Annotated in this window: 20 protein-coding genes; 5 read left to right on the plus strand and 15 right to left on the minus strand. The window is 57.6% G+C overall.

Features of this window, described 5'->3' with window-relative positions; translation table 11 throughout:
- Positions 1–77: 50S ribosomal protein L32 (gene rpmF, locus SOR61_RS05195; protein WP_320611634.1), on the minus strand; the 77-nt coding region annotated here is incomplete at its 3' end.
- 48 nt (positions 78–125) lie between these two features.
- Complete coding sequence (locus SOR61_RS05200; RefSeq protein ID WP_320611616.1) at positions 126–623, minus strand: DUF177 domain-containing protein; 498 nt, start codon at positions 621–623, stop codon at positions 126–128.
- 210 nt (positions 624–833) lie between these two features.
- On the opposite strand from SOR61_RS05200, the gene SOR61_RS05205 reads away from it, so the two are divergent.
- From SOR61_RS05205 to SOR61_RS05225, 5 genes are all read left to right on the plus strand, one after another.
- A complete protein-coding gene (locus SOR61_RS05205; RefSeq protein ID WP_320611617.1) occupies positions 834–1,820 on the plus strand; it encodes an RluA family pseudouridine synthase in 987 nt (328 codons plus the stop codon).
- Between the two features lie 1,000 nt (positions 1,821–2,820).
- Complete coding sequence (gene potA, locus SOR61_RS05210; protein WP_320611618.1) at positions 2,821–3,939, plus strand: spermidine/putrescine ABC transporter ATP-binding protein; 1,119 nt, start codon at positions 2,821–2,823, stop codon at positions 3,937–3,939.
- Positions 3,936–4,829, plus strand: coding sequence for an ABC transporter permease (locus SOR61_RS05215; protein ID WP_320611619.1), 894 nt, complete (start codon positions 3,936–3,938; stop codon positions 4,827–4,829). Before potA ends, SOR61_RS05215 begins: the two co-directional genes overlap by 4 nt.
- A 3-nt stretch (positions 4,830–4,832) precedes the next feature.
- Positions 4,833–6,785, plus strand: a complete 1,953-nt coding sequence (locus SOR61_RS05220; protein ID WP_320611620.1) for an extracellular solute-binding protein — start codon at positions 4,833–4,835, stop codon at positions 6,783–6,785.
- A 280-nt stretch (positions 6,786–7,065) separates the two neighbouring features.
- On the plus strand, positions 7,066–7,407 hold the full coding sequence (locus SOR61_RS05225; RefSeq protein ID WP_407066509.1) for a replication initiator protein A: 342 nt from the start codon (positions 7,066–7,068) through the stop codon (positions 7,405–7,407).
- 387 nt (positions 7,408–7,794) lie between these two features.
- On the opposite strand, the gene SOR61_RS05230 is transcribed toward SOR61_RS05225, so the two are convergent.
- From SOR61_RS05230 to SOR61_RS05290, 13 genes are all read right to left on the minus strand, one after another.
- Positions 7,795–12,006 carry a PolC-type DNA polymerase III gene (locus SOR61_RS05230; RefSeq protein ID WP_320611621.1) on the minus strand — a complete coding sequence of 1,404 codons (4,212 nt, stop codon included), beginning with the start codon at positions 12,004–12,006 and terminating at the stop codon, positions 7,795–7,797.
- A gap of 14 nt (positions 12,007–12,020) precedes the next feature.
- Positions 12,021–13,064, minus strand: a complete 1,044-nt coding sequence (gene ispG, locus SOR61_RS05235; RefSeq protein WP_320611622.1) for a flavodoxin-dependent (E)-4-hydroxy-3-methylbut-2-enyl-diphosphate synthase — start codon at positions 13,062–13,064, stop codon at positions 12,021–12,023.
- 1 nt (position 13,065) lies between these two features.
- Complete coding sequence (locus tag SOR61_RS05240) at positions 13,066–14,127, minus strand: M50 family metallopeptidase (RefSeq protein ID WP_320611623.1); 1,062 nt, start codon at positions 14,125–14,127, stop codon at positions 13,066–13,068.
- A 45-nt stretch (positions 14,128–14,172) separates the two neighbouring features.
- The gene (locus SOR61_RS05245; RefSeq protein WP_320611624.1) at positions 14,173–15,327 is read right to left on the minus strand and encodes a 1-deoxy-D-xylulose-5-phosphate reductoisomerase; all 1,155 of its coding nucleotides are present in this window, start codon (positions 15,325–15,327) and stop codon (positions 14,173–14,175) included.
- A gap of 21 nt (positions 15,328–15,348) precedes the next feature.
- Positions 15,349–16,158 (minus strand): phosphatidate cytidylyltransferase, encoded by an 810-nt coding sequence (locus SOR61_RS05250; protein WP_320611625.1) that lies wholly within the window; start codon positions 16,156–16,158, stop codon positions 15,349–15,351.
- A gap of 85 nt (positions 16,159–16,243) precedes the next feature.
- A complete protein-coding gene (locus SOR61_RS05255) occupies positions 16,244–17,005 on the minus strand; it encodes an isoprenyl transferase (protein ID WP_320611626.1) in 762 nt (253 codons plus the stop codon).
- Between the two features lie 4 nt (positions 17,006–17,009).
- The gene (frr, locus tag SOR61_RS05260; RefSeq protein WP_320611627.1) at positions 17,010–17,564 is read right to left on the minus strand and encodes a ribosome recycling factor; all 555 of its coding nucleotides are present in this window, start codon (positions 17,562–17,564) and stop codon (positions 17,010–17,012) included.
- On the minus strand, positions 17,561–18,289 hold the full coding sequence (pyrH, locus tag SOR61_RS05265; RefSeq protein ID WP_320611628.1) for a UMP kinase: 729 nt from the start codon (positions 18,287–18,289) through the stop codon (positions 17,561–17,563). The genes frr and pyrH overlap by 4 nt, the downstream gene beginning before the upstream one ends.
- A gap of 216 nt (positions 18,290–18,505) precedes the next feature.
- Positions 18,506–19,285, minus strand: a complete 780-nt coding sequence (locus tag SOR61_RS05270) for an enoyl-CoA hydratase/isomerase family protein (RefSeq protein ID WP_320611629.1) — start codon at positions 19,283–19,285, stop codon at positions 18,506–18,508.
- Positions 19,286–19,547: 262 nt separating this feature from the next.
- Positions 19,548–20,081: a DUF4340 domain-containing protein gene (locus tag SOR61_RS05275; protein ID WP_320611630.1), complete on the minus strand. Its 534-nt coding sequence runs from the start codon at positions 20,079–20,081 to the stop codon at positions 19,548–19,550.
- 52 nt (positions 20,082–20,133) lie between these two features.
- A complete protein-coding gene (locus tag SOR61_RS05280; RefSeq protein WP_320611631.1) occupies positions 20,134–21,813 on the minus strand; it encodes a recombinase family protein in 1,680 nt (559 codons plus the stop codon).
- 32 nt (positions 21,814–21,845) lie between these two features.
- On the minus strand, positions 21,846–22,013 hold the full coding sequence (locus SOR61_RS05285; protein ID WP_320611632.1) for a hypothetical protein: 168 nt from the start codon (positions 22,011–22,013) through the stop codon (positions 21,846–21,848).
- A gap of 247 nt (positions 22,014–22,260) precedes the next feature.
- Positions 22,261–24,981: hypothetical protein (locus SOR61_RS05290; protein ID WP_320611633.1), on the minus strand; the 2,721-nt coding region annotated here is incomplete at its 5' end.

A 24,981-nucleotide genomic window follows, 5' to 3' on the forward strand; every position in this document is an offset into this window, starting at 1 on the left:
GCGGGAGCTGCCAGCTTCCAGTTGGCACGCCGCTTATCCCGTCTCTGCTTAGAGACTTTACTCTTCGGAACCGCCATTTCGAGACACCTCCTTGGTGATGCCCTCACGGGCAAAGTGGTTACTACTCAGTTTTTATTAAGTAGCTGCTCGAGAGCGGCCCATCTGGGATCGGCCTGCTTTTTGCACCGACAGGGCTCCTGATTCAGGTTGGCGCCGCAGCCAGGGCAAAGTCCCTTGCAGTCTTCTGAGCATAAATGTTTGGTATCCATGTTGAAGACAAAAGCTGTGTAGGCCAAGTCGCCCAGGTCCACTTCGCCGTCCTCCAGAAGGATGATGTCATCCTCTTCCTCTCCCTCCAGCTGTTCTGCCAGCAGATAGGAGAGACGCACGGTTTTTTCCCGGCTGAACTGAACCATACACCGGTCGCAGGTATAGTCCAAAAGGGACGAAGCCTGGCCCTCCAGCACCAGAACATCGGCGATGTTCTTCACGCTTCCCGTGACCTGAACAGGACGGGAGATCGGGTGCTCTCCGAAGAACTCTTCCCCGGACAGATCCAGGGTAAAGTCGAAGGAAAGGCTTGCGCCGGGCACATGAATGATGGGTTGCAGATTCAGTCGCATAGCACACTCCTCACATGGTACGGGAAGTATTTTAACAAAAAAAATGAGTCTTGTCAAATACTTTCTTCAAATTCGGCCCAAGATATGCTATAATGCGAGGGCAAAAAATACAGCAGGCTGTGGCCCTCTCTTTGTGCATATAGTATACACGTCCTCTCCCCTCTCCGTCAAGAGGCCCCCTGCCCTCCCATCAGAAAGGTGCGGATACCCATGCGGGAATTTACCATCGGCCCCAACGACGCCGGCCAGCGGCTGGATCGCTGGCTCAGCAAGACCCTTCCTGTCCTCCCCGCCCCTCTGGCCCAGAAGTACATCCGCATCAAGCGGGTGAAGCTCAACGGCAAGGGCGCCAAGCGGGACACCCGTCTGGTGAAGGGTGACCTTCTCCAGCTCTATATCAACGACGAGTTCTTTGAGACCCCCACCCCGGAAAACGCCTTCCTCTCGGTGTTCAAGCCCCAGCTGGACATCGTCTACGAGGACGAAAACCTCCTGCTGGTCAACAAACGGGCCGGCCTGGTGGTCCACCCGGACGAGCACGAACGGGTGAACACCCTCATCACCCACATCCAGGCCTATCTCTACCAGAAGAAGGAGTGGAGCCCCTACTGGGAAAACTCCTTTGCCCCCGCCCTGTGCAACCGCATTGACCGGAACACCAGCGGCATCGTCATCGCCGCCAAAAACGCCGAGACCCTGCGGATCATGAACCAGAAGATCCGGGACCGGGAGGTGGAGAAGTCCTATCTCTGCGTGGTGCTGGGTTCCATGCAGCCCCCGGAGGGCAAGCTGGAGGCCTTCCTCCTGAAGGACGAGGCCAAAAAGCAGGTGTCGGTCCATCGTCGTCCGGTGGAAGGCGGGCGCACCGCCCTCACCCTCTACCGCACCCTGGCCAAAAAGAACGGCCTGTCTCTGGTGGAGTGCCGCCTCATCACCGGACGGACCCATCAGATCCGGGCCCAGTTCGCCGCGGCCGGACATCCCCTCCTGGGAGACGGCAAGTACGGCCGGGAGCGGGAGAACAAAAAGTTTGGCCGCACCGGCGGACAGGCCCTCTGCTCCTACAAGCTGGCCTTTCAGTTCACCACGGAGGCCGGATGCCTGGCTCCCCTCAACGGGAGAGTCTGGACCCTGCCCCAGGTGGACTTTGCAGAGACCTACTTCCCCGGGGTTCACTGGGACACCGAAGCCCGCTAAGACAACACCTTATATAATATAGGCAGGTAAGGCCCCTCACTAAGGTCGAGTGAAGGGGTCCCACCGATCCCGGGTGCTGTTATCCTGACAGGTTACTTCACGCCTCCACCCCGGGGGGATGGGAGACCTTTCCCGGTCTTTCTCCAGAGAAAGACCGGGCGAAAGAGCGCCGGGGCAAGCCCCAGGACCCCATTGATTGTCCGCTCGTTCCCACTCGCTGGCCTGGGGCTATACTGCGGGTCCCCGTCGATTGGGGAACGCTTTGACAGAAAAGATCAAACACCCCTGCATGCGCCCTCCTGCCTGCATAAGAAAGACAAGGAAAGGTCGTGCTCAGCCTCGCAGAGTTCCCCTGTCCGCAGACAGGGGAAGGAAATCAAATGCAAAAAAGTCTTGGCTTTGCCAAGGCTTTTTTCCTGCTCAGACTCCAGTGTGCCCGAAGGGCGCACGCAGAGTCTGCGAGCCTTTACTTTTGAAAGGGGCCCTCTGCCAGACAGGTAACTTGACACTCCCGTCCTCTATCTGACCGAACGAAGAGCCCCCCTTGCTGCCCCTTTCAAAAGTCTATTCTTGCCCCTTTCAAAAGTCTTTCTTGACAGGATTCGTCATTTCTGTTACGATGAAACCAATCTTCCATTGGAAATGAGAATACTGAGTCTTTCCAAAGCAAGACACGACCGCTGAGCGGTGTTTTCTCCCCTCAGCCAAGGCCACACGGACAGCCGGGTCGAATGCCGAGTTCCGCATGATGCGGCGGCAACTTCTTGTTGCCTTATTGATTGGGTTAAAAGCCCAAGTTTTATAAGTTGGTAACTATAAACCAGTGCCCCTGAGGCATACAAACTTGTGAAATGATCAATAAGAGTAGTAAAAGTAAGTTTCTTTGCTATATAGACTCTGCATTCTTCTGATAGTTCCACCCTTGCTTTGTTGCGTGGATTTTGCAAGTGACTGTATGCCTTCGGCATCGGTCACTTTTTTTGTGCGCGGGAGGGTGTTTATGAAAAAAATCATCGAGCTGAAACACATTACCAAATCCTTTGACGGGGACCCCGTCCTCCGGGGCATCGACCTGGACATCTACGACAACGAGTTTATCACCCTGCTGGGTCCCTCCGGCTGCGGGAAAACCACACTGCTCCGCCTGATCGGCGGCTTCGAGACCCCCGACGAGGGCGACATCATCTTTCTGGGGGAGAAGATCAACAACCTGCCCCCCTACAAGCGCAGCGTCAACACGGTCTTTCAGAAATACGCCCTCTTCCCCCACCTGAACGTCTTTGAAAACGTGGCCTTCCCCCTGCGGGAAAAGAAGGTCCCCAAAGACGAGATCGAAAAGCAGGTCACCGAGATCCTCTCCCTGGTGGCCCTCAAAGGCTTTGAGCACCGCAGCGTCACCCGCCTCTCCGGCGGTCAGCAGCAGCGGGTGGCCATCGCCCGGGCCCTTATCGCCCATCCCCGGGTCCTCCTGCTGGACGAGCCTCTGGGCGCTCTGGACCTGAAACTCCGCAAGGACATGCAGGTGGAACTGAAAAAGATCCAGAAGCAGACCGGGATCACCTTCGTCTTCGTTACCCACGACCAGGAGGAAGCCCTCTCCATGTCCGACACCGTGGTGGTCATGTCCGAAGGAAAGATCCACCAGATCGGTACCCCCATCGACATCTACAACGAGCCTGTGAACGCCTTTGTGGCTGACTTCATCGGGGAGAGCAACATCCTGGACGGGGTCATGCTGGAGGACTACAAGGTCACCTTCTCCGGCCAGACCTTCCAATGTCTGGACAAGGACTTCGCCCGCAATGAGCCCGTAGACGTGGTGGTCCGCCCTGAGGACGTGGACATCGTCCCCCTGGAACAGGGCCAGCTCACCGGCGTGGTCACCTCCGTCACCTTCATGGGGGTCCACTACGAGATCATCGTGGACGTGGGCGGCTTTAAGTGGATGATCCAGACCACCGACTTTGTGGATGTGGATGAGCGCATCGGCATCACCCTGGAGCCCGACGCCATCCACATCATGAAAAAGTCCGAGTACTCCGACCTCTACGGCGACTACTCCTCCTTCTCCAACGAACTGGACGAACTGTCCGACGCAGAAAGCGAGGAGGATGAATGAAAAACGCCCTCTCCCGGGATGAACGGCGCATCGCCCGGGCCGATCACCTGGCCCTGGGCCCCTACTCCATCTGGGCGGTGGTGTTCATCCTCGTCCCCCTGGTCTTTGTGGCCTACTACGCCTTCACCGACAACAACTTCCAATTTACCCTGGAGAACATCCAGCGCTTTTTCACCGCCACCTCCACCATGATGACCGAGGGCGGCGCCTCCAAGGAGGTCTACACCTACCTGCTCATCTCCTGGCGCTCCCTGAAGCTGGCTGCGATCTCCACCCTCATCTGTCTCATCCTGGGCTACCCCCTGGCCTACATCATGGCCCGGGCCGAACCCAAGGTGCAGAAAACCATCGTGACCATCATCATGATCCCCATGTGGATGAACTTCCTCATCCGCACCTACGCCTGGATGACCATTCTCCAGGACACGGGTATCCTCAATAACTTCCTGACCGCCCTCCGCCTCCCCGGGGTCCACATCATCGGCACCGAGGCCGCCGTGGTCATCGGCATGGTCTACGACTACTTCCCCTACATGATCCTCCCCCTCTACTCCATCATGGCCAAGATGGACGTGAAGCTCATCGAGGCTGCCCGGGACCTGGGCTGCAACAGCTTCGGTGTCCTGCGGAGGGTCATCTGGCCCCTGAGCCTGCCCGGCGTCATCTCCGGCGTCACCATGGTGCTGATCCCGTCCATCAGTACCTTCTACATCTCCCAGAAACTGGGCGACGGCAAGTTCTTCCTCATCGGCGACGCCATCGAAGGCCAATACGTGGCCAACAACCTCCACTTCGTCGCCGCCATCGCCTTTGTCCTCATGGTGGTCCTGCTGCTTTGCATGGCCCTCATGCGGAAGCTGGCCAGCAAACACGTCGAGGGAGGGATCTAAACCATGAAACCGATCGCAAAAGTATATACCGCCCTCATTTTCCTCTTCCTCTTCGCCCCCATTGCCATCCTGCTGGTCTTCTCCTTTAACGAGTCCAACAGCCTGTCGGTGTTCTCCGGCTTCTCCCTCCACTGGTACAAGGAGCTCTTCCGGGACACCAACACCCTGGGCGCCCTGAAGAATACCCTGGTGCTGGCCCTCTGCGCCGCCATCCTCTCTACCATCATGGGTACCGCCGCCGCCGTGGGCATCAACAAGCTCCGCAGCCGCTACATGCGGGCCGCCATGAACACCGTCACCAACATCCCCATGGTGAACCCGGACATCATCACCGGTATCTCCCTGATGCTTATGTTCGTCTTCGCCGGGCGCCTTATGGGCCTGTCCACCAGCCTTAACTTCTGGACCATGCTCATCGCCCACATCACCTTCTGCCTGCCTTACGTGATCCTGCAGGTGCTGCCCAAGCTCCGGCAGATGGACAAAGCCCTGCCGGAAGCCGCCATGGACCTGGGCTGCACCCCTTTCCGGGCCTTTCTGAAGGTGGAGCTGCCGGAAATCATGCCCGGTGTGCTCACCGGCCTTATGATGTCCTTTACCCTCTCCCTGGATGACTTCGTCATCAGTTACTTCACCGCAGGCAACGGCTTTGAGACCCTCCCCATCCGCATCTACAACATGACCAAAAAGACGGTCACCCCCAAGATGTACGCCCTGGCCACCATTATCTTCTTCGCCATCCTGGCTCTGCTCCTCATCACAAACCTCATGGACGAGGACACCGCCCAGGCCCGCAAAGCCAAAAAATCCGGCAGGAAGAAAAAAGAGCTCTCCGACCGGGGGAAAAAGGCCGTGGCAGGTTCGGTCCTGGCCGCTGCCGCCGCCCTGGTGCTGGTGGTCTCCCTGGTGGGCAAGAGCTCTGATACTCTGGAGCTTAACGTCTACAACTGGGGCGAGTACATCTCCGACGGCTCGGACGGCTCGCTGGACACCATCAAGGCTTTTGAAACCTGGTACGAAGAGAACTACGGCCAGAAGGTCAAGGTCAATTACTCCACCTACGCCAGCAACGAGGATATGTACGCCAAGCTGAAAAGCGGCGCAGTGAGCTACGACGTGATCATCCCCTCGGACTATATGGTCGCCCGCCTGCGGGAGGAAAACATGCTCCTCCCCCTGAACTTCGAGAACATCCCCAACTACGAGCACATCGGAGAGCAGTTCCGGGGCCTCTACTATGACCCCGAGGACCAGTACTCCATTCCCTACACCTACGGCATCGTGGGCATCATCTACAACGCCAACGAGGTAGACCCCGCCGACGCCAAGGGCTGGGACCTTATGTGGAACCCCAAGTACGCCCGTTCCATCCTCCAGTTCAACAACTCCCGGGACGCCCTGGGCACCGCCATGTACAAGCTGGGCATCGACGTGAACACCCAGGACAAGGCTCAGTGGGACCGGGCCCTCCAGGAACTCATGAACCAGCGTCCCCTGGTGAAGGCCTACGTGATGGACGAGATCTTTAACGCCCTGGAGTCCGGCGAGGCCGCCGTGGGCGCCTACTACGCCGGGGACTACTTCACCATGGTGGACGCCCAGGCCGACACCGTGGACCTGCAGTTCTACTATCCCGAGCCCACCAACTACTTCATCGACGCCATGTGCATCCCCTCCTCCTGCCAGAACCAGGAGCTGGCAGAGATCTTCATCGATTTCATGCTCAGCAAGGAGGCCGCCATCGCCAACGCAGAGTACATCTGGTACGCCTCCCCCAATGCTCTGGTCTACGAGGACGAGGGCTACCAGGAGGATATGGGCGAAGAGGCCATGGAGATCTTGTATCCTCCCATGGACGATTTCTCTGAGAAATACAACCACCTGGCCTACCGCAACCTCCCCGACGACATGCTCTCCTACATGAACACCCTTTGGGAAGGGCTCAAGATCAACTGATCCACAAACCACCCGCCGCCCGCCGGAATCACCCGGCAGGCGGCGGGTGTTCTTTTGTCCCAAAACAGGCCCGCAAACAGAATTTCCCCTCTCCTTGGGTGTACAGAAACGTCCTCAAAATGGGGGTGTTCCACCAGGGGTAAGGGGCCGGTTTCGGCCCCACTCGACCTGAAAGGAGGCATGTACCATCGCAAACCGAAACTGGATCGCACCCAACCGCACCCTCGCCCCGCTGACCACAGACCGGGTCATCACCAACTACCTCCCCCTGCCCCGCTTCCTGACGAACCAGGGCCTCTCCTCCACAGCGCTGCTGGTCTGCAGCCTGCTGCTGGACCGGGGCACCCTCTCCCAGAAAAACAACTGGACCGGGCCGGACGGCACGGTCTACGTGGTCTACCCCAACAAGGAGCTCTCCCTGGACCTGGCCAAAGGGGTCTCCTCCATTAAACGCAGTTTGCGGGAGCTGGAGGAGAAGGGACTCATCCGGCGGGAGCGCTCTGACCAGGGCCGAGCCAACCACATCTATCTTTTCGTCCCCCCATACACCGTGGACCTGCCCAAAAAGGGCAGGTCATATACGGCCCAGGGGGCGGGTCTCCCTTCGTCCGACCTATGGTAAGATTTGGCCTGGGGGCAGGTCATTTTTGGCCCCCTAACAACCTTACCAACAAAACAATATAACAACCTTACTTCCTAAGAGCGGCGCTACGCCCGGCGCAGAAAAGAAAAAATCGTTTCTTTTTCTCTGGAAGAAAACCCAAGACCTTCTTCCCAAGGCCACAGGGCACAGTCCGGTTTCCAGTCTCTGCCCACCGGACAAGTCGTCCCTCTCCTCCACCCTATAAGAAGGGATGGGCACCTTTCTCCTCAGCCTCCCAGCGTTCCCCTGTCCCCAGACAGGGGAAGAAAATGGGATAGAAAAAAGCCCTGGCTCTGCCAGGACTTTTTTCCTTCTCAGCCTCCAGTGTGCCCGAAGGGCGCGCGCAGAGGCTGTAATTTATCATTTTTAAAAGAGGGATATCTGGCTGGTCTCCGGCATGGACCCCAACGCCCCCGCCGCACGCAGCTGCTCCACGTGGGTCTTGGAAACCTTGGGGCAGGCCGCCAGCAGTTCCTCCTGGGAGATGAAGTGCCGCCCTTCCCGATTCTCCACAATGGAGATGGCCGCCGTCTCTCCCAGACCGGGAATGGCCGTAAAGGGCGGCAGCAGGGCGTTGCTCTCCTCGTCCATCAGGAACTTGGTGGCGTCCGACCGGTACAGGTCAATGGTCGCAAAGGTGAAGCCCCGCAGGTAGAACTCGTAGCAGACCTCCAGGGTGACCATCATGTCTTCCTCTACCGCCGCTGCGTCCTTCTCCTTGGCCTGGATCTCCCGCATCTTCTGCTGGCAGACCTCCATGCCCTGGCACATACAGGTGGCGTCCAGGGCCTTGGCCCGGATGGAGAAGTAGGCTGCGTAAAAGGCCAGAGGCCGGTGGACTTTGAACCAGGCGATGCGGAAGGCCATCATCACGTAGGCCACAGCGTGGGCTTTGGGGAAGAGATAGCCGATCTTACCCAGGGAGTCAATGTACCAGTCGGGCACATCGCAGGCCCGCATGGCCTCCTCCCAGCCCTCCTGGAAGCCCCCCTTCTTTACCTTGCCCTTACGCACCGCCTCCATGATGTCAAAGGCCATCTTGGGCTCCACCCCCTGCTCCATGAGGTAGAGCATGATGTCGTCACGGCAGCCCACGGTGGAGTCAACCGTAGCCGTGCCCGACACGATCAGGTCCCGGGCGTTGCCCAGCCACACATCGGTGCCGTGGGAGAAGCCGGACAGACGGATGAGGGTGTTGAACTTGGTGGGCATGGTGTCCTGGAGCATCTGGCGGGTGAACTTGGTGTTAAACTCCGGAATGGCCACAGCGCCTGTGGGTCCCAGCACCGGGTCCTCCTCGTAGCCCAGGGCTGCCGAGGTGGTAAAGAGGCTCATGGTGTCCTGGTCGTCCAGAGGGATCTGCTGGGCGTTCACCCCGGTGAGGTCCTCCATCATGCGGATCATGGTGGGGTCGTCGTGCCCCAGAATGTCCAGCTTCAGCAGGTTGTCCTCCATCTTGTGGTAGTCAAAGTGGGTGGTGATGATGTCCGTCCCCGTGTCGTCCGCCGGGTGCTGCACCGGGCAGAAGTCATAGATCTCATGGTCCTGGGGAATGACCACCATGCCGCCGGGATGCTGGCCTGTGGTCCGGCGGACCCCGGTGCACCCCAGGGCCAGACGGTTCTCCTCCGCCTTGGTCACCTGCAAGCCCCGGGCCGCCAGGTATTTCTTGACGTAGCCGTAGGCGGTCTTTTCCGCCACGGTGCCAATGGTCCCCGCCCGGAACACATGGTTCTCACCGAAGAGCTCAAAGGTGTACCGGTGGGCGTTGGCCTGATACTCTCCCGAGAAGTTCAGGTCGATATCCGGCACCTTCTTACCGCCGTAGCCCAGGAAGGTCTCGAAGGGGATGTTGAAGCCGTCCTTCACGTAGGGGGTGCCGCACACAGGGCACACCCCGTCGGGCATGTCCGCTCCGCAGCCATACCCCTCCCCGGCGGCAAAGTCCGAGTGCTTGCAGTTGGGGCAGCGATAGTGGGGCGGCAGGGAGTTCACCTCCGTGATCCCCGACAGGAAGGCCACGATAGAGGAACCCACCGAACCACGGGAGCCCACCAGGTAGCCGTTTTCCAGGGAGTTCTGCACCAGCTTCTGGGCGGACATATAGATCACGTCGTACTTCCGCTCAATGATACCCGGCAGCTCCAGCTGGATACGGTCCTTTACGATCTGGGGCGGGTCCTCTCCGTAGAGCTCGTGGGCCTTGCCCCACACCAGACTGTGGAGCTCCTCGGCGGAGTTCTCCAGCTTGGGGGCAAAGAGGCCCTTGGGCAGAGGGGCCACGTCCTCGCACCAGGAGGCCACCAGGTTGGTGTTGGTCACCACCACCTCGTAGGCCTTCTCCGGCCCCAGGTAAGAGAACTCCGCCAGCATCTCCTCCGTGGTGCGGAAGTACAGGGGGTTGGGGGCGTCGGCGTCGTCAAAGCCCTTGGTGTCCAGGAGCACGTGGCGGTAGATCTCCTCCTCCGGGTCCAGAAAGTGGACGTCTCCGGTGGCGCACACCGGCTTGCCCAGCTCCTCCCCCAGACGGACCACCGTCCGGTTCCACTCCCTGATCTGCTCCCAGTCCCTGGCGATGGTCCTGCCGTTCCGGTCGGGCCGCACCATGAAGCCATTGTTGGACAGGGGCTGGATCTCCAAAAAGTCATACCAGGAGGCAATGCGCTTGAGCTCCTCCCATTCCTTCCCCCGGACAATGGCCTGGTAGAGCTCTCCCGCCTCGCAGGCAGAGCCCAAAATGAGGCCCTCCCGGTTGGCGTTGATCTCGCTCTTGGGCATGATGGGGAAGCGCTTAAAGTACTTTAAGTGGCCCAGGGAGATGAGTTTATACAGGTTCCGCAGGCCGGCCTGGTTCTTGGCCAGCACAATGAGGTGCTTGGGCATCCGCTTGGCCTTGCCAATGGTGTGGTTCCGGGCCATGGCCGGGTTAATCTGCCCAATGGTGTTCACCCCACGGTCCCGGAGTATCTGAATGAAGGGCACCAGCATATAGCCCACCATGGCCGCGTCGTCCGAGGCCCGGTGGTGGTTAAACTCCGGCAGGTTCAGGTGGCGGGACACCACGTCCAGCTTGTACTTGCCCAGCTCGGGCAGCAGCTTCTGGGCCAGGGGGAGGGTGTCGATCACTGTGGGCTGGAAGTCGATGCCGTACCGGCGGCACCCCTCCCGGATAAACCCAATGTCAAACTCTGCGTTGTGGGCCGCCAGAGGCCGCCCGTCCGCAAAGGCCAGAAAGGCCTGGATGGCCTCCTCCTGGCTGGGGGCCCCCACCAGCATATCCTCAGTGATGCCGGTGAGCTGGACGATGTTGGGGGGCAGGGGCTTCTGGGGGTTGGCAAAGGTCTGGAACCGTTCCTTCACTTCGCCCCCCTCTAAGATCACCGCGCCGATCTCCGTGATCCGGTCCTCGGTCTTGCTCAGGCCCGTGGTCTCCAGGTCGAAGCACACCACAGGGCCGTCCAGGTCCAGGTCCTGGTCCTGGTCTCCGTGGACCACCAGCTTGTCGTCTACGTTGTTCAGGTAGTAGGCCTCGGTGCCCAGCAGCACCTTGATCTTCCCTTTGCCGGTGTTATAGGCGTCGGGGAAGGACTGGGCCACCCCGTGGTCGGTGATGGCAATGGCAGGATGCCCCCAGGAAATGGCCCGCTTCACCACGTCGGCGGTGTCGGTGAGGGCGTCCATCAGGGACATGCGGGTATGTAAGTGGAGCTCCACCCGCTTCTCCGGGGCCTCGTCCTTCCGGCTCTCCTTCTCCGCCGTCTCAATGGCCAGGGGCTCCAGCACCATGTCGTTGTCAAAGCGGTTCAGGTTCAGCCGTCCGGAGACTTTCAGGTGCATCCCTTTCTTGACCCCGTCCACAATGGGCTTGGCCTCTTCCCCGGGCATGAACTTGGTCACCCGGATGGAGCTGGTGTAGTCGGTGAGGTCAAAGCTCACCACCCAGGCGTTACGCTTTTTCAGCTCCCGGTGCTCCACGGCAAATACGTCTCCCTCTACCACCACAGCGCCCATATCCAGCTCCAGGGTGTTCATGGGAACGGGTTTCTTCTTAATGGCCCGGGGCCCGTAGATCCGCTTGGCGGAAAAGCCCCGCTGGGCCTCCTGGGCTGCCATGGCCTGGGCCATGGCTTTCCGGCGCATCTCCTCCGTCTGGCGGAAGAGGCGCTCCTGCTCGCTCATGGGCGGTTCCTCCAGAGGCGGCAGGTCCTCCGGGGGCGGGGCTTCCGGAGGGGCTTCCTCCGGGAAGGGGATCTCCTCCGCCGGGGGGACTTCCTCCACGGGAGGGGCTGCCTCTACAGGGGGAACGTCCTCAGCGGGAAGGACCGGCTCCGGCGCCTGGGCCAGAGCCGGATGGAGCAGGCAGGCGGTCATGCCGTAGATCCGGCACAGATCGGCCTCCACCTGCTGCAAAAGTGCCCCGTCGGGCAGGACGGGACACAACAGCGAAACCTCTATGGTGCGGGCCCGGCTGTCCACCACGGCGCGGGTGGCCAGCCAGGCGCTCAGTTCCCCGGCCAGAGCAGGGTCCGGCCGGTACTGGGAAAACAGTTCAAAAAAAGGCAGATTTTTCTCTGGCATCAGCATGTCCTTTCTCAGGGGATTTCGTCAATGAGCGCCATGAGCTCATCCAGCAGGGCCTCCTGGGGCACCTGCTTGAGCACCTCGCCCTTGCGGAAGAGAAGCCCCGTGCCGTTGCCTCCGGCGATGCCCACGTCGGCTGCGGAGGCCTCCCCGGGGCCGTTCACCATGCACCCCATCACCGCCACGGTAATGGGCTTGGTCACCTGGGTCAGCCGCTGCTCCACCTGGTGGGCCAGGTCGATGAGGTCGATCCGGGTACGGCCGCAGGTGGGGCAGGCAATGAGCTCCGGCCCCTCCTTCCGCAGGCCCACCGCCTTGAGGATATCCCGGGCGGCGTACACTTCCTCCACCGGGTCGGCGGTGAGGGTCACCCGCAGGGTGTCCCCGATGCCCAGGCCCAGCAGGCCGCCGATCCCGGCGGCAGATTTCAGGGTCCCCATCTTCAAGGTCCCCGCCTCGGTCACCCCCAGGTGGAGGGGGTAATGGGACTGCTCATGCATGAGGGCATATGCCTGCATGGTAGTGGAGACGGAGGAAGATTTCAGAGACACACAGATGTCGTCAAAGTCATAGCGGTTGAGCAGAGCGATGTGGCCGAAGGCGGAGTCCACCATGGCCTGGGGGGTCACGCCCCCATACTTGGCCAGCAGGGGCTTCTCCAGCGACCCTCCGTTGACGCCGATGCGGATGGGGATGTTCTTCCGGGCGCAGGCCAGGGCCACTGCCTTCACCCGCTCCGGCTCCCCGATGTTTCCGGGGTTGATGCGCACCTTGTCGGCCCCGGCCTCGATGCACTCCAGGGCCAGGCGGTAATCAAAATGAATGTCCACCACCAAAGGCAGGTCGATGGCCTCCTTGATCTGTCCCACCGCCTTGGCGGCGGTCATGTTGGGCACCGCCACCCGGACGATCTGGCACCCAGCCGCCTGCAAGCGGCGGATCTGGGCGACCGTTGCCTCCACGTCCTGGGTGGGGGTGTTGGTCATGGACTGAATGGACACGGGGGCCCCGCCGCCGATGGCCAGGCCACCCACTTGGATCTGCTTTGTTTTCATCTTATCTCACCAGCTTCCACACATCACTGAAGGTCACCACCACCATGAGCAGCATCAGCAGGACAAACCCGCCTGCATGGAGATAGGCCTCGTACTTGGGGTCCAGCTTCCGCCGGGTGATCAGATAGAACACCTCGCTCACCACCAGCAGGAAGATCCGGCCGCCGTCCAGGGCGGGGATGGGCAGCAGGTTCATCACCGCCAGGTTCACGGCGATGAGGGCAATGATATAGAGCACGTTCTGCATCCCGGCCGCCACGCTGCCCCCCTGCTCTCCGGCTTCGCCCAGGTAAGAGACGATGCCCACAGGGCCGGACATATCGCTGAGCCCCACCTGGCCCTGCACCAGCATGGCCAGCCCGGACCAGACCGCCCGGGCAAAGTACAGGCTGGTATCCCAGCTCTGCCGCAGAACGCCCAGGGGCGTCGCTTCCTCCTTGGCAAAGTAAATGCCGTACATGGTCACCTTCTGGCCGTCGATCTCGTACGTCTGGGGCACCAGAGGCAGGTCGTTCAGCACCACCTTCTCCCCGTTTCGCTCCACCACCAGGTCCTTGGTGGGGTCTCCGGCGGTCATGGTGAGGTAGGTGCTCACGTCCGAGTAGACCCACACCTTCTTCCCGTTCACCGAGAGGATCCGGTCCCCAGGCATGAGGCCCTCTTCCCCGGCGCAGGGAAAGTCCTCCTCCAGGCTCTGGACCACCGGCACGGCATAGCTGCCGGCGGCGGCCACCAAAATCACCACGATGAGAAAGCCCGCCACAAAGTTGCTGGCTGACCCTGCCACCAGGATGACCACCCGCCGCCAGGGGGATTTGCTGGTAAAGGACCGGGGATTCCCGGTGTCCTCATCCTCTCCCTCCATGGCGCAGTAGCCGCCGATGGGAAACAGCCGCAGGGAGTACTGGGTCTCGCCCTTCTGCCGGGAGAAGAGAGCGGGGCCCATCCCGATGGCAAACTCGTTGACCTGCACCCCCAGGGCCTTGGCCGCCAGGAAGTGCCCCCCCTCGTGGATCGCCACGAGAAGGCCAAACAAAAGAATTCCTACGATAATATAGATCACTTGGTCACCTCAAACGGTCAGGATTCCTGCCCGGCCGGGACCGTTTTACCGGGCCAGGGCATCGGCGGCAGACTCTGCCGCCCGGCGGGCCAGGGTGTCCGCCTGGAACACCCCTTCCAGGGTCAGGGGCGGGCGGGCCACCGTGCGCAGCGCCTGCTCCACCACCTGCGCGATCTCCAAAAAGCCCAGCTTTCCCGCCAGGAACCGGGCCACCGCCACCTCGTTGGCCCCGTTGAGAATGGCCGGGGCGGTGCCCCCCTCCCGGGCGGCCGCCATGGCCAGGGCCAGGCAGCGGAAGGTCTCCAGGTCGGGCCGGGCAAAGGTCAGCTGCCCGCAGGAAAACAGATCCAGCTCCCTGGCCGGGCCGGGCAGGCGCTGGGGCCAGGTCAGGGCGTACTGAATGGGCAGACGCATATCCGGCGCCCCCAGCTGGGCGATCACGCTATGGTCACAGTATTCCACCGCAGAGTGGATGATGCTCTCCCGATGGACTAAAATTTCGATCTGTTCCGGCGGCACAGAAAACAGGGACATGGCCTCCAGCAGCTCCAGGCCCTTGTTCATAAGGGTGGCCGAGTCAATGGTCACCTTGGCGCCCATGGACCAGTTGGGGTGCTTCAGAGCGTGGGCCGGGGTCACTTCCTCCAGCTCCTCCCGGGTCTTTCCAAAGAAGGGGCCCCCGGAAGCGGTGAGCAGAATACGCTTAACCTCCCGGTCGTGGCTGCCCTGGAGAGACTGGAAGATGGCGGAGTGCTCCGAGTCCACCGGCAGGATCTCCGCCCCCTTTTCTTTGGCTCGGGCCATCACCAGGGGACCGGCGCACACCAGGGTCTCCTTGTTGGCCAGGGCCACCCGCTTGCCTGCGTCAATGGCAGCCAGGGTGGGAACCAGCCCGGCGATGCCCACCAGGGCGGCCACCACCGTGTCCGCCTGGGGCAGGGACGCCGCCTGGCACACCCCTTCCTCCCCGGCTACCACACGGATGTCGGTATCCGCCAGCCGGAGACGCAAAGCAGCGGCGGCGGTAGGGTCCGCCGCCGCTGCTACGAAGGGATGGAATTGTCGGGCCTGCTGTTCCAGCAGGTCAATGTTCCGGTGCGCGGCCAGCGCCGCCACCCGGAAGCCGCAGGCTTCCGCCACCTCCAGGGTTTGGGTCCCGATGGAGCCGGTAGAGCCCAGAACGGAAATGGTGCGATCCATAAGATACCATCCCTTTCTTTTTTACTTAAAGGCCGGCAGCCAGGTGATGAGCAGCTGGAGGAGAGGCGCGCAGAAGATCACGCTGTCAAACCGATCCAGCACTCCGCCGTGGCCGGGGAAAATATGGCCAAAGTCCTTGACCTTCCGGGTCCGCTTGATGTAGGAGAAGGCCAGGTCACCCATCTCGGTGATGACGCCGCCCAGAATACCATACACCGCCAGGAAGTAGTAGTTGACCTCCACCTTGGTGATAAACCGGAAGGCGATGCCGTAGAGGATGCAGATGACCACCCCGGCGATGAGACCGCCGATAGCCCCCTCCACCGTTTTCTTCGGGGAGAGGTTGGGGGTCATCTTCCGCTTGCCCAGGAACATGCCGGTGATCATGGCCGCAGCGTCCACCACAAAGGGCAGGACGAAGGGCAGGAAGATGTAGCTGGTGCGCAGCTCCAGGGCGCCGATCCGCACGACGGAGGACAGGCAGTAGGAGATCACCAGGGCGAAGAAGAACCCGGCGCCTACCCGGTCGATCTTCACCCGGAAATGGCTGGCGAAGGCCTCGGCAAAGATGAGCACCAGGTAGATCATAAGGCCCAGCAGGGCCCAGGTGTGGTCCTCGCCGTAGTACACCCAGAAGGGGATGAGCACAGCCAGGGCAGCGGTGTACAGGGCGATGCGGGGGTGGTTCATGCCGATGGCGTGGAGGGCCTCATAGGTGCCCACCGCGGAGAGCACTGCCACCAGCGCAGGAGTAAAGGCCTCTGGCAGCGCAAAGAGCACCACCAGGATGAGGGGGATCCCCACACAGGCCACGAGGATACGACTTTTCATGGAAACGACCGTCCTTTCTGCTGGATTGCAAGGGTGCCAAGGACCACAAAAAGGATGGTCATGCTCGGCTTTCCTGTTCCTGTCTTTACACGCCTCCGAACCGCCGCTGACGGCGCTGGTAGTCCACCAGTGCTTTGTCCAGTTCGGCGGGCCCGAAGTCGGGCCAGAGGGTGTCGGTGAAGTAAAACTCCGCATAGGCGGACTGCCAGGGCAGGAAATTGGAGAGCCGCAGCTCTCCGCTGGGACGAATGACGAGGTCCGGATCCGGGATCCCCGCCGTGTCCAGATAATGGGAAAAGACCGCTTCGGTCAGTTCTTCGGGAGATTCCCTTCCGGTCTGGCAGGCCTGGGCCCAGGCCCGGGCCGCCCGCAGGATCTCGTCCCGCCCGCCGTAGTTCAGGCAGACATTCACCTGATGCCGGGCGGCGGTCACCTGGCTGCCGGTCTGCTCAGCCTCCAGGCAGAGTTCCCGCAGGGCCGGGGGCAGGGGCTCCAGGTCACCGAAAAAGCGGATGCGGAACCCGTCCTTTTCCATCTTCTCCAGGGCCTCCAGAAGGTACTTGCGCAGCAGGTCCATGATGGTAGAAACCTCCTCCGCAGGACGTTTCCAGTTCTCCGTGGAGAAGGCGTAGACGGTCAGGTAGGGGATCCCAAGGTCACGGCAGTAGTAAGCGATGGTGCGGAAGGTCTCCGCCCCCGCTGCGTGGCCGGCAGTGCGGGGCAGGCCACGCTTCTTGGCCCAGCGGCCGTTGCCGTCCATGATGATGGCCACGTGCCTTGGCAGACGGGCGGGGTCCGGTTTCTCTCCTGCGCCCCGCCCTCTGTTCTTTCTATGCCAAAATGCCATGGCCTTACACTGCCATGAGTTCGGCTTCCTTCTTTGCAGTCAGGTCGTCGATCTCCTTGCAGCGCTTGTCAGTCATCTTCTGCATTTCTTCTTCGTATTCCTTCAGGTCGTCCTCGGTGATCTCAGACTTCTTCTTCCTGGCCTTGAACTTTTCCATGGCATCCCGGCGGATGTTGCGGATGGCCACCTTGCCGTTTTCACCGAACTTCTTGACCTGCTTGGTCAGTTCCTTCCGTCGCTCCTCGGTGAGCTGGGGGAAGACCAGGCGGATGACCTTACCGTCGTTCTGGGGGTTGATGCCCAGCTCGGAGGTGAGGATGGCCTTTTCCACGGCCTTGAGCAGGGTGCCGTCCCAGGGCTGGATGACCAGGGTGCGGGCGTCGGGGTTGGAGATGCTGGCCACCTGGTGGATGGGGGTCTCCGTGCCGTAGTACTCCACGGTGATCTTGTCCAGCACGGCGGCGTTGGCCCGGCCGGCGCGGACGGAAGCAAAGTCGCTCATGACGACTTCCACGGTCTTCTGCATTTTTACGTCGTACTCTTTATACACTTCGTTCATGATTTGGGTTCCTCCTCTACAATGGTTCCGATTCTCTCTCCGGTGACAACGCGAAGAATGTTTCTCGGGTCTTTCAGGGCAAAGATCATAACGGGAATGTGGTTTTCCAGGGCCAGAGAGGTAGCCGGCAGGTCCATCACCTGCAGGTGGCCTGCCAGGACCTGGTCATAGCTGATCCGGTCATACTTCACGGCGGTGGGGTCCTTCTTGGGATCAGCGCTGTACACGCCGTCGATGTTCTTGGCCAGCAGGATCATGTCCGCCCCGATCTCCACTGCCCGCAGCACCGCTGCGGTATCCGTGGAGAAGTAGGGGTTGCCGGTGCCGCCGCCGAAGATGACCACCTGTCCTTCCTTCAGGTACCGGTCTGCCAGAGGCCGGGAATAGCGCTCGGCCACAGGGCCCATCTCCACCGAGGTGAGCACCCTGGCGGGCTGGCCCAGCTGCTCCAGAACGTCCTGCAGCGCCAGGCTGTTGATCACCGTGGCCAGCATGCCCATCTGGTCGGCCCGGCTGCGCTCCATCTTGTCGCCGCCGTCCTTCAGACCGCGCCAGAAGTTGCCGCCGCCCACCACAAGGCCCACCTGCACCCCCATCTGGGCGCATTCCTTCACCACAGAGCACACCTGACGGATAAAGTCAAAGTCCAGCCCCCGGCCGGGCTCCCCCGCCAGGGCCTCGCCGCTGATCTTCAGCAGGATTCGTTCGTACCTGGGTTTCTCCATGTTGTATCCTAACCTCCCAATGGGTCCGCCCCGGGCGCACCCCGTCTTCCCGTTCCCCGCCGGGCCCTTGGGCCTGCCCCGGGAAACCAATTCTCTTGGGGCTATTTTAATATAAATCTCCTCTTTTGCATAGGGGGTTTTTGCAAATTCCTGCAAATTCGCCCCACCAGCGAAAAACCGCCCCCGGCGCGAAAGCGCCAGAGGCGGCTGTGGGTCTCACCGGTACTGATAGGGTCGGTGGGGCCGCTTTTCCAGAAAGGCCGACATGGCCTCAAACTTGTCCTGGGTATCGTAGCACATGGAAAAGGCCTCGGTCTCCATGGCGTAGGCCTCTTCCGTGCTCATCTGCCAGCCCCGGTCGATGCAGGACTTCATGGCCTTCACGGCGATGGGGGCCATGTCCGCAATGGTCTCGGCCAGCTCCCGGGCCTTGGGCAGCAGCTCCGCCCGGGGCACCACGTACTCCACCAGCCCCAGGTCATAGGCCTCCCTGGCCGAGAGCATCCGGCCGGTGAGCAGCAGCTCCTTGGCCCGGTACTTACCCACCACGTCGGCCAGGTTCTTGGTGCAGCCCCAGCCGGGAATGGTCCCCAGCTTGATGGTGGGCATACCAATCCTGGCGTCCTCCGACGCCACCGTCATATCGCAAACCAAAAGCAGCTCCATGCCGCCCCCAAGGGTGAAGCCGTGGACGGCACAGATCACCGGCACCCGGCACCGCTCAATGGCCCGGACACAGGCTTTGCCCTTTTCCCCAAAGGCCCGGGCCGCGGGACCGTCAGTGGCGATCTCCTCCCGGATGTCGCCCCCCGCCGAAAAGGCCTTCTCCCCGTTGGCCGACAGGATGACGCTGTAGACGCCGCCGTCCTGCTCCACCATCTGGAAGGCCCGGATGAGCTCGTCCAGCATCTGGCTGTTAAAGGCGTTCATGACCTCCGGTCGGTTCAGGGTGATCTCGGCCACGTGGTCCTGCTTCTGGTAGGTTACGTACTTCATGGATGTGTCTCCTTCGCTGATTTTTTCGGAACCCTGATCCGCTCCTCTCTGTCGTTCAGATTGCTTTCCGTTGTTCCATCCAATTTCCAAAGGGAGTCCGGTGTTCCTCCCGGACTCGTCCCTCTATTATACCATCTTCCTTCGGGGTGTAAATCCCGCATTTTCCCCAAAAACAGCAAAAGAGAGAGGCCTCTGCCCTTGTATGACGCAGCAAACACAGGCCTTCTGTCCTGGGGACAGAAGGCCTGTGTTTTTTATGCGGTTACTTCAGCACGATGGCACGCACGGCTTCCATAAAGTCCACCACCTGGCTCCGGGGCACCAGGCAGGTGGGTTTCCCGTCCACCACGGCCAGGCAGCTGTCCCCGTCATAGCGGTAGAGGACCAGACTCACGGCAGGGGACCCCTCCCGGTCCAGCTGGGCCGTCATCCGGATCTCTTCCTTTCCGGTGGGCTCCTGGCTGGTGAATCCCTCCGCCTCCAGCGCAGACAGGGTCCGGGTCAGTTCTTCGGCGTCCACATCCGCCCCCTTATAGGCGTACACCCGTTCCTCGCCCTCCATGCGAGAGGTCAGGGTGTAGGTACTTCCTTCCAGGGCGATCTCCATCTGGCTCACTGTGGATACGTCCGCAGGCAGCACTTCCTGGTGCCGCAGGTCGTCGTAGGAGGCATTCATAAGGCTCTCATAGGAGTCCCCGGTGATGCGGTACAGGATGGAGGAGTCACCCACCCGGGCATAGGCGGTGATCTCCTCCCCCTCTGCCGGGGTCTCGTTGGGGTCGCGGCTGATGCTCATGCGGAAGGTCTGGGCCTCCCCGCCGCCAGCCTCCTCTGTGGGTATATCGGTATCAAAATTGCACATCTGAATTGATGATTTCAGTATTGGTCACTTCGACCTTGAAATAGTCCATCTTTCCAGATGTTTTATACCAGATTCTAACGCAAAATGGGATGATATTCAGATACATATCGACATATCCATCGTTATAGACGATAGCTTTTTTGAGTGCGTTATGCAATATCTGCTCGTTATCATCCTCTACATGGGTTAATTCTTTGATCCGCTTGATATATTGCTCTAACTGTTTAGCCTGTCCATTGCTTACGACTGCCGCACTTTCTGCGTCAGCCAGCTTTACAGTTAATTCGTCAATCTGAGCCGTATATAAAGCATTCTGTTCTTTCAAATCGGTTTTGGAAATCAAACCCTCGGCGGCAAGATCAATAATGTGCATTTTCTTCTTTTGCAGATTTTCTATCTGCTTTTCGATTTTCTCTTTGGAAGGTGCTTGCGGAGTTTCAGCCAAAACCTCTTTAATGATTTGTGTGAGCTGCGCAACAATCGAATCACGATTCACTGAAATCATATTTATCGCATAGGCAGTCAGATACCGTAAGGTACGATCACCAATGGAGCGTCCAACACAACCAACATTATTTCCATAGGGGTCTAATTTGGGCAATCCGTGTTTTGAGGACTCCCAGCACCGCCACGCTTTGTAAATCGTTCCATTTTTGAGATGTTGTGTTCTGCTTGTGAAATGACCTCCGCACTCTCCACAGATTAATTTACCGCTGCACCAGTACCGATTGGAATGCTTTGCTTTCTGCTCTGGTGAAGGTGAACGCCGCTCCAATTCTGCCTGTGTACGATCCCACAAATCACGATCAATAATCGCAATTTCGGGATGGTGGTCTTTAATATAAACCTTCTCTTCTGCGCCACGATTGTACTTCTTATCATGGCTCAAATAGTCCGGGGTATATGTTTTCTTTTGGCACAAATCCCCCACATATTTCTCATTTCGTAACACTCGCAAAATAACTGTATTTGACCATTCTTTTACACGCATAGGGCTGATACCAGCCTCCCGCAATTCTCTTGCGATAACATGAGTACCTTTACCCTCATTGGTAAATTTATGGAATATCAGTTTGACAATTTCGGCTTCCTTTTCATTCAGGTATAGTTTACCGCCCTCCACTTTATAGCCAAGCATATCACGCCCAAACACAACTCCCTTTTCCATCTGTCTTTTTTGCCCCCATTTTACACGCTCTGAGGTTTTACGGCTTTCGTCCTGTGCAATCGTTGCCATAATCGACAGGCGCAATTCGCCGTCACCGTCAGCAGTATTTATATTATCATTTACAAAGATAACATAGATACCTTTCTTTTTCAATGAGCGGGTAATACTCAGGGTATCGACAGTATTTCGGGCAAAACGGCTGACTTCCTTTGTCAAAATCAGATCAATTAAGCCGTTTTCAGCGTCAACGATCATACGGTTAAACTCATGCCGTTTTTTCGTATTTGTGCCAGAAATGCCTTCATCAGCGTATATTCCAGCAAAAATCCAATCACTATGCTGTTTGATATATTCCGTGAAGTATCGCACCTGACTTTCATAGCTGTTCGCCTGATCGTCTTTATCCGTAGAAACACGGGCATATGCACAAACACGCAACTTTTTAGTTTTTATGGATATGGACGGAACAGTAATGAAATTTGATACATTCGTTTTCATTTGTACTTTCCCCTTAAACTTTGTCTTTATTATTATACTGCAATCTTTTTAGATGTGCAAGTCTTTTGCTCTTGTATTTTTAAAATAGCGGAATTTAGTTGCACATCTGAAAGCATTCCTTCGTCCTTCAGCGTCTTAACAATTCCTACCATTAACATACGCTCAAACGCATTTTGCTGGTTTTTATCTAAATTGATCATATCAATAAAAATCGCCTCCTATCTTCTCCTTCATCCTATGAATTGGAATGATTGTCCTATTACGGCAATCAGTTTATTTTGAAAAAGCAAAAAATCCCGACTGCCCTGTTACGGACAATCGGGATACTATTTGGAGGCCAATTATTCGGTTAGCGTTTTCTCATATCAATTTTGCTAAAATCAATAACCAAATAAATATACCTCCTTTCCCTTTTTTAATCAAAGGGAAGGGCGTTGCGCCCCTCCCTTATTTCGGTCTTAACATTCGTCCTTTAAGCGTTGTTGTGCCACCACGAACAAAAGATTCGTAAATCTCCTGACTGGCAACATCTCCGATCTCTCGGCTCAACCGCTTAATGTCCGACTTGTCAATCTTCTCAGTAACCATCACATGAACAGGAACATGATTTTCAATGTTGAAATTCTGCTGTGCGCCTGTAACCGTACTCTGAGCCTGTTGCATATCACGCTTAATGGCGTTTTGAGACTGCATTTCCGCATAGATACTGCCGTTCATATTGTTGTATAAACCGCTAATACCCAGCTTGCCAGCCACAGTTTCATCCTCTTTGAGAACACGATAAATTGTTTCCTGTTGGGGTTCAGTAAACACCGCTTCTCTCTTTTTGAGCAATGCAAACATTTCATCTTGCTTTGCCGTAGGTTCATCGCCTACAATGCCGCCTGTGTGATAAGTGCTATAAGGGTAAGTCGCATACAACTGTGCGCCGCCTACCTTGTCCAGATACCACACACCATCATCGCCACGAACAACGGTACGCCCAATAAGGCTTTGTAACTCTGCACCCAATCGAAGGTTTTCCTTGTTCAGACGCAACTTTCCAGCCGCATCTTCGCTGCCATGTTGTTTTGAGTTAGCTTTCATCTGAGCAACAATCTCTTTAACACGGCTCATAGTTGCGCCGCCGCTGGTATCATAATCGCCCATGCTACCAATTACAGTGCTGGACGATGAATCAATAGCGGACAGTTGACTTTGAGTAGCGGCAACGGCATTCAAATAACTGCCGTACTGCTGTACTGCCTGACTTGCGGCATTCCATGCTTCGGTCAGCGTGTTAATGGTGACATTGCCATAGTTATATGCCCAATCGCAAAGATCGGAATACAGGGTATCCCATTCATTTGAAATACGGTCAATCGCCAAAGAATACAGCTTTTCTTCGGAAGAAATTGTGTTCTTCAAAACCTCAATTTCCTTGTTCTTTTCTTTCTCATAGGCATCAGCCATAGCGTCAAGAGCGTCAGAATTGACTTCATACGCATGGTCTGCCTGAGTCTCGGCAAGATCATTATTCAGGTCAGCCAATTCCTCCATCAGCTTTGATTTTTTTGCCTGTGCTTCTCTGCTGTCATCCAAATCAAGTTGCGCAATACGGGCTTGTAACTGTGCAATCGCCTTTGTCTTTTCGGCAACGCTCTTTGTATAGCTGTCCTTCTCACGCTCTAAGTCTAAGGATTTCTTTTGAAGATCAACGATTTCTCTGTACTTGTCAATCTGATCCTCAAGGGCATCCACCTGATTTTCGACCTCTTGTTTGATCATGTCTTTGACATATTCAAGAATATCGTCCAGTGCTTGACTTGTGCTTTCTAATGCCTCTTTTGCGGCATTGTCCACACGCCCAATACTGGTAACTGCCACATCTGCCAAAGATCGTAAAGTGTTAATCCTTTGCAGTGCCGCATTATATTGTGATTCATCCAAACCAAGCAACTGCAACTGAGCATACACCAAATCCCATGTGCTGTTGGCGGCAACATCGGTTGCAAAAATCAGGTTATTGAGTGCCGCCGTATCTTCATTTGTCAGAGCCGTTCTAAGCTGCTGAATATAGTTCAGGGCGGTTTCAATCGCCATCTGCTGTGTACGGGCTGCAATGACTTTCTGGATATTCTCTTCGTTGATAACAAGCTGCCCATTTTCATTTTCCAGATAGGCAAGGTTCTGGACTCCCAGCTTATAAATGCTCTGCAAGGTTTTGACTGAAATGTTACCATTTTCTGCGTATTCCTGTGCCGCATCCTTGAGGGTATCGTACAAGTCTGTAACACTGTCAAGAGCGTCATTTGCATTATCGACCACCTGTTGCCATGCGTCAGCGGAAACGGTCTTGATTTTATCGTAATAGTCCCACCAGAGGTCACTTAATTTGGATACCTCGTCCGATGTGTCAGAATACCCAAGAGAACGGTAATACTCTGCTTCTTTATGAAGTTCTTCCTGCATGGCTTTGTAATGCGCCACGATTTCAGAGGTATATTGGGTAATTTTACCCCTGTCACCATCAGCAATCGCATTATCCAGCCAGTTTTGTGTCAGAGTAATAGCGTTTTCGTGTTCCTGCCGCACATCATCCAGCATGGACTTTACTTTGTCGAAAACCTCTTCTTGATACTTGTAATAGTCATCAAGTTCGATTTCGCCGTTTTTATAGGCTTCCTGATAGGCTTTATCCAGCCATGCGATATAGTCAGCAACACTTTCCTGATCCATATTGAGCAAATGTTGATGGTATTTATAAAGCCGTTCAAATTCGCTCTCCGCTTTGCTTGTGGAGCTGCTGCTACTACTGCTACTTGTGCTTTTGCCCGTTGAAGTGCTGGGCAGTACAGAATCATAGGTTTTGTTCGGCTTGCCCAAACCAGTACCACCAGCAAAGGCAGGAACAACGCCACGGACTATTTTTGCACTACGCTTAATTTTGCGTGTTTCTTCCGCAGTGTAAACCTTATCGCCCTCATTCAAATGAACGATTTCCGCACCATCAGTACCAACAAAATACGCTTTGTTACCAGACTGGACAAGTTCTTCGCCTTCCTCGCCCACAAGAGCATCGCCCTCTGGTGCGCCGTCCGTACCCTTTGCATATCCAAAGATACTGCCTAAGATACCGCTTTTGCGCTGAACATCCACGGTAACAGTGACCGTTTTACCAGTCAGCTT

This window comes from Evtepia sp. (assembly GCF_034090835.1).
Classification (GTDB): Bacteria; Bacillota; Clostridia; order Oscillospirales; family Oscillospiraceae; genus Evtepia.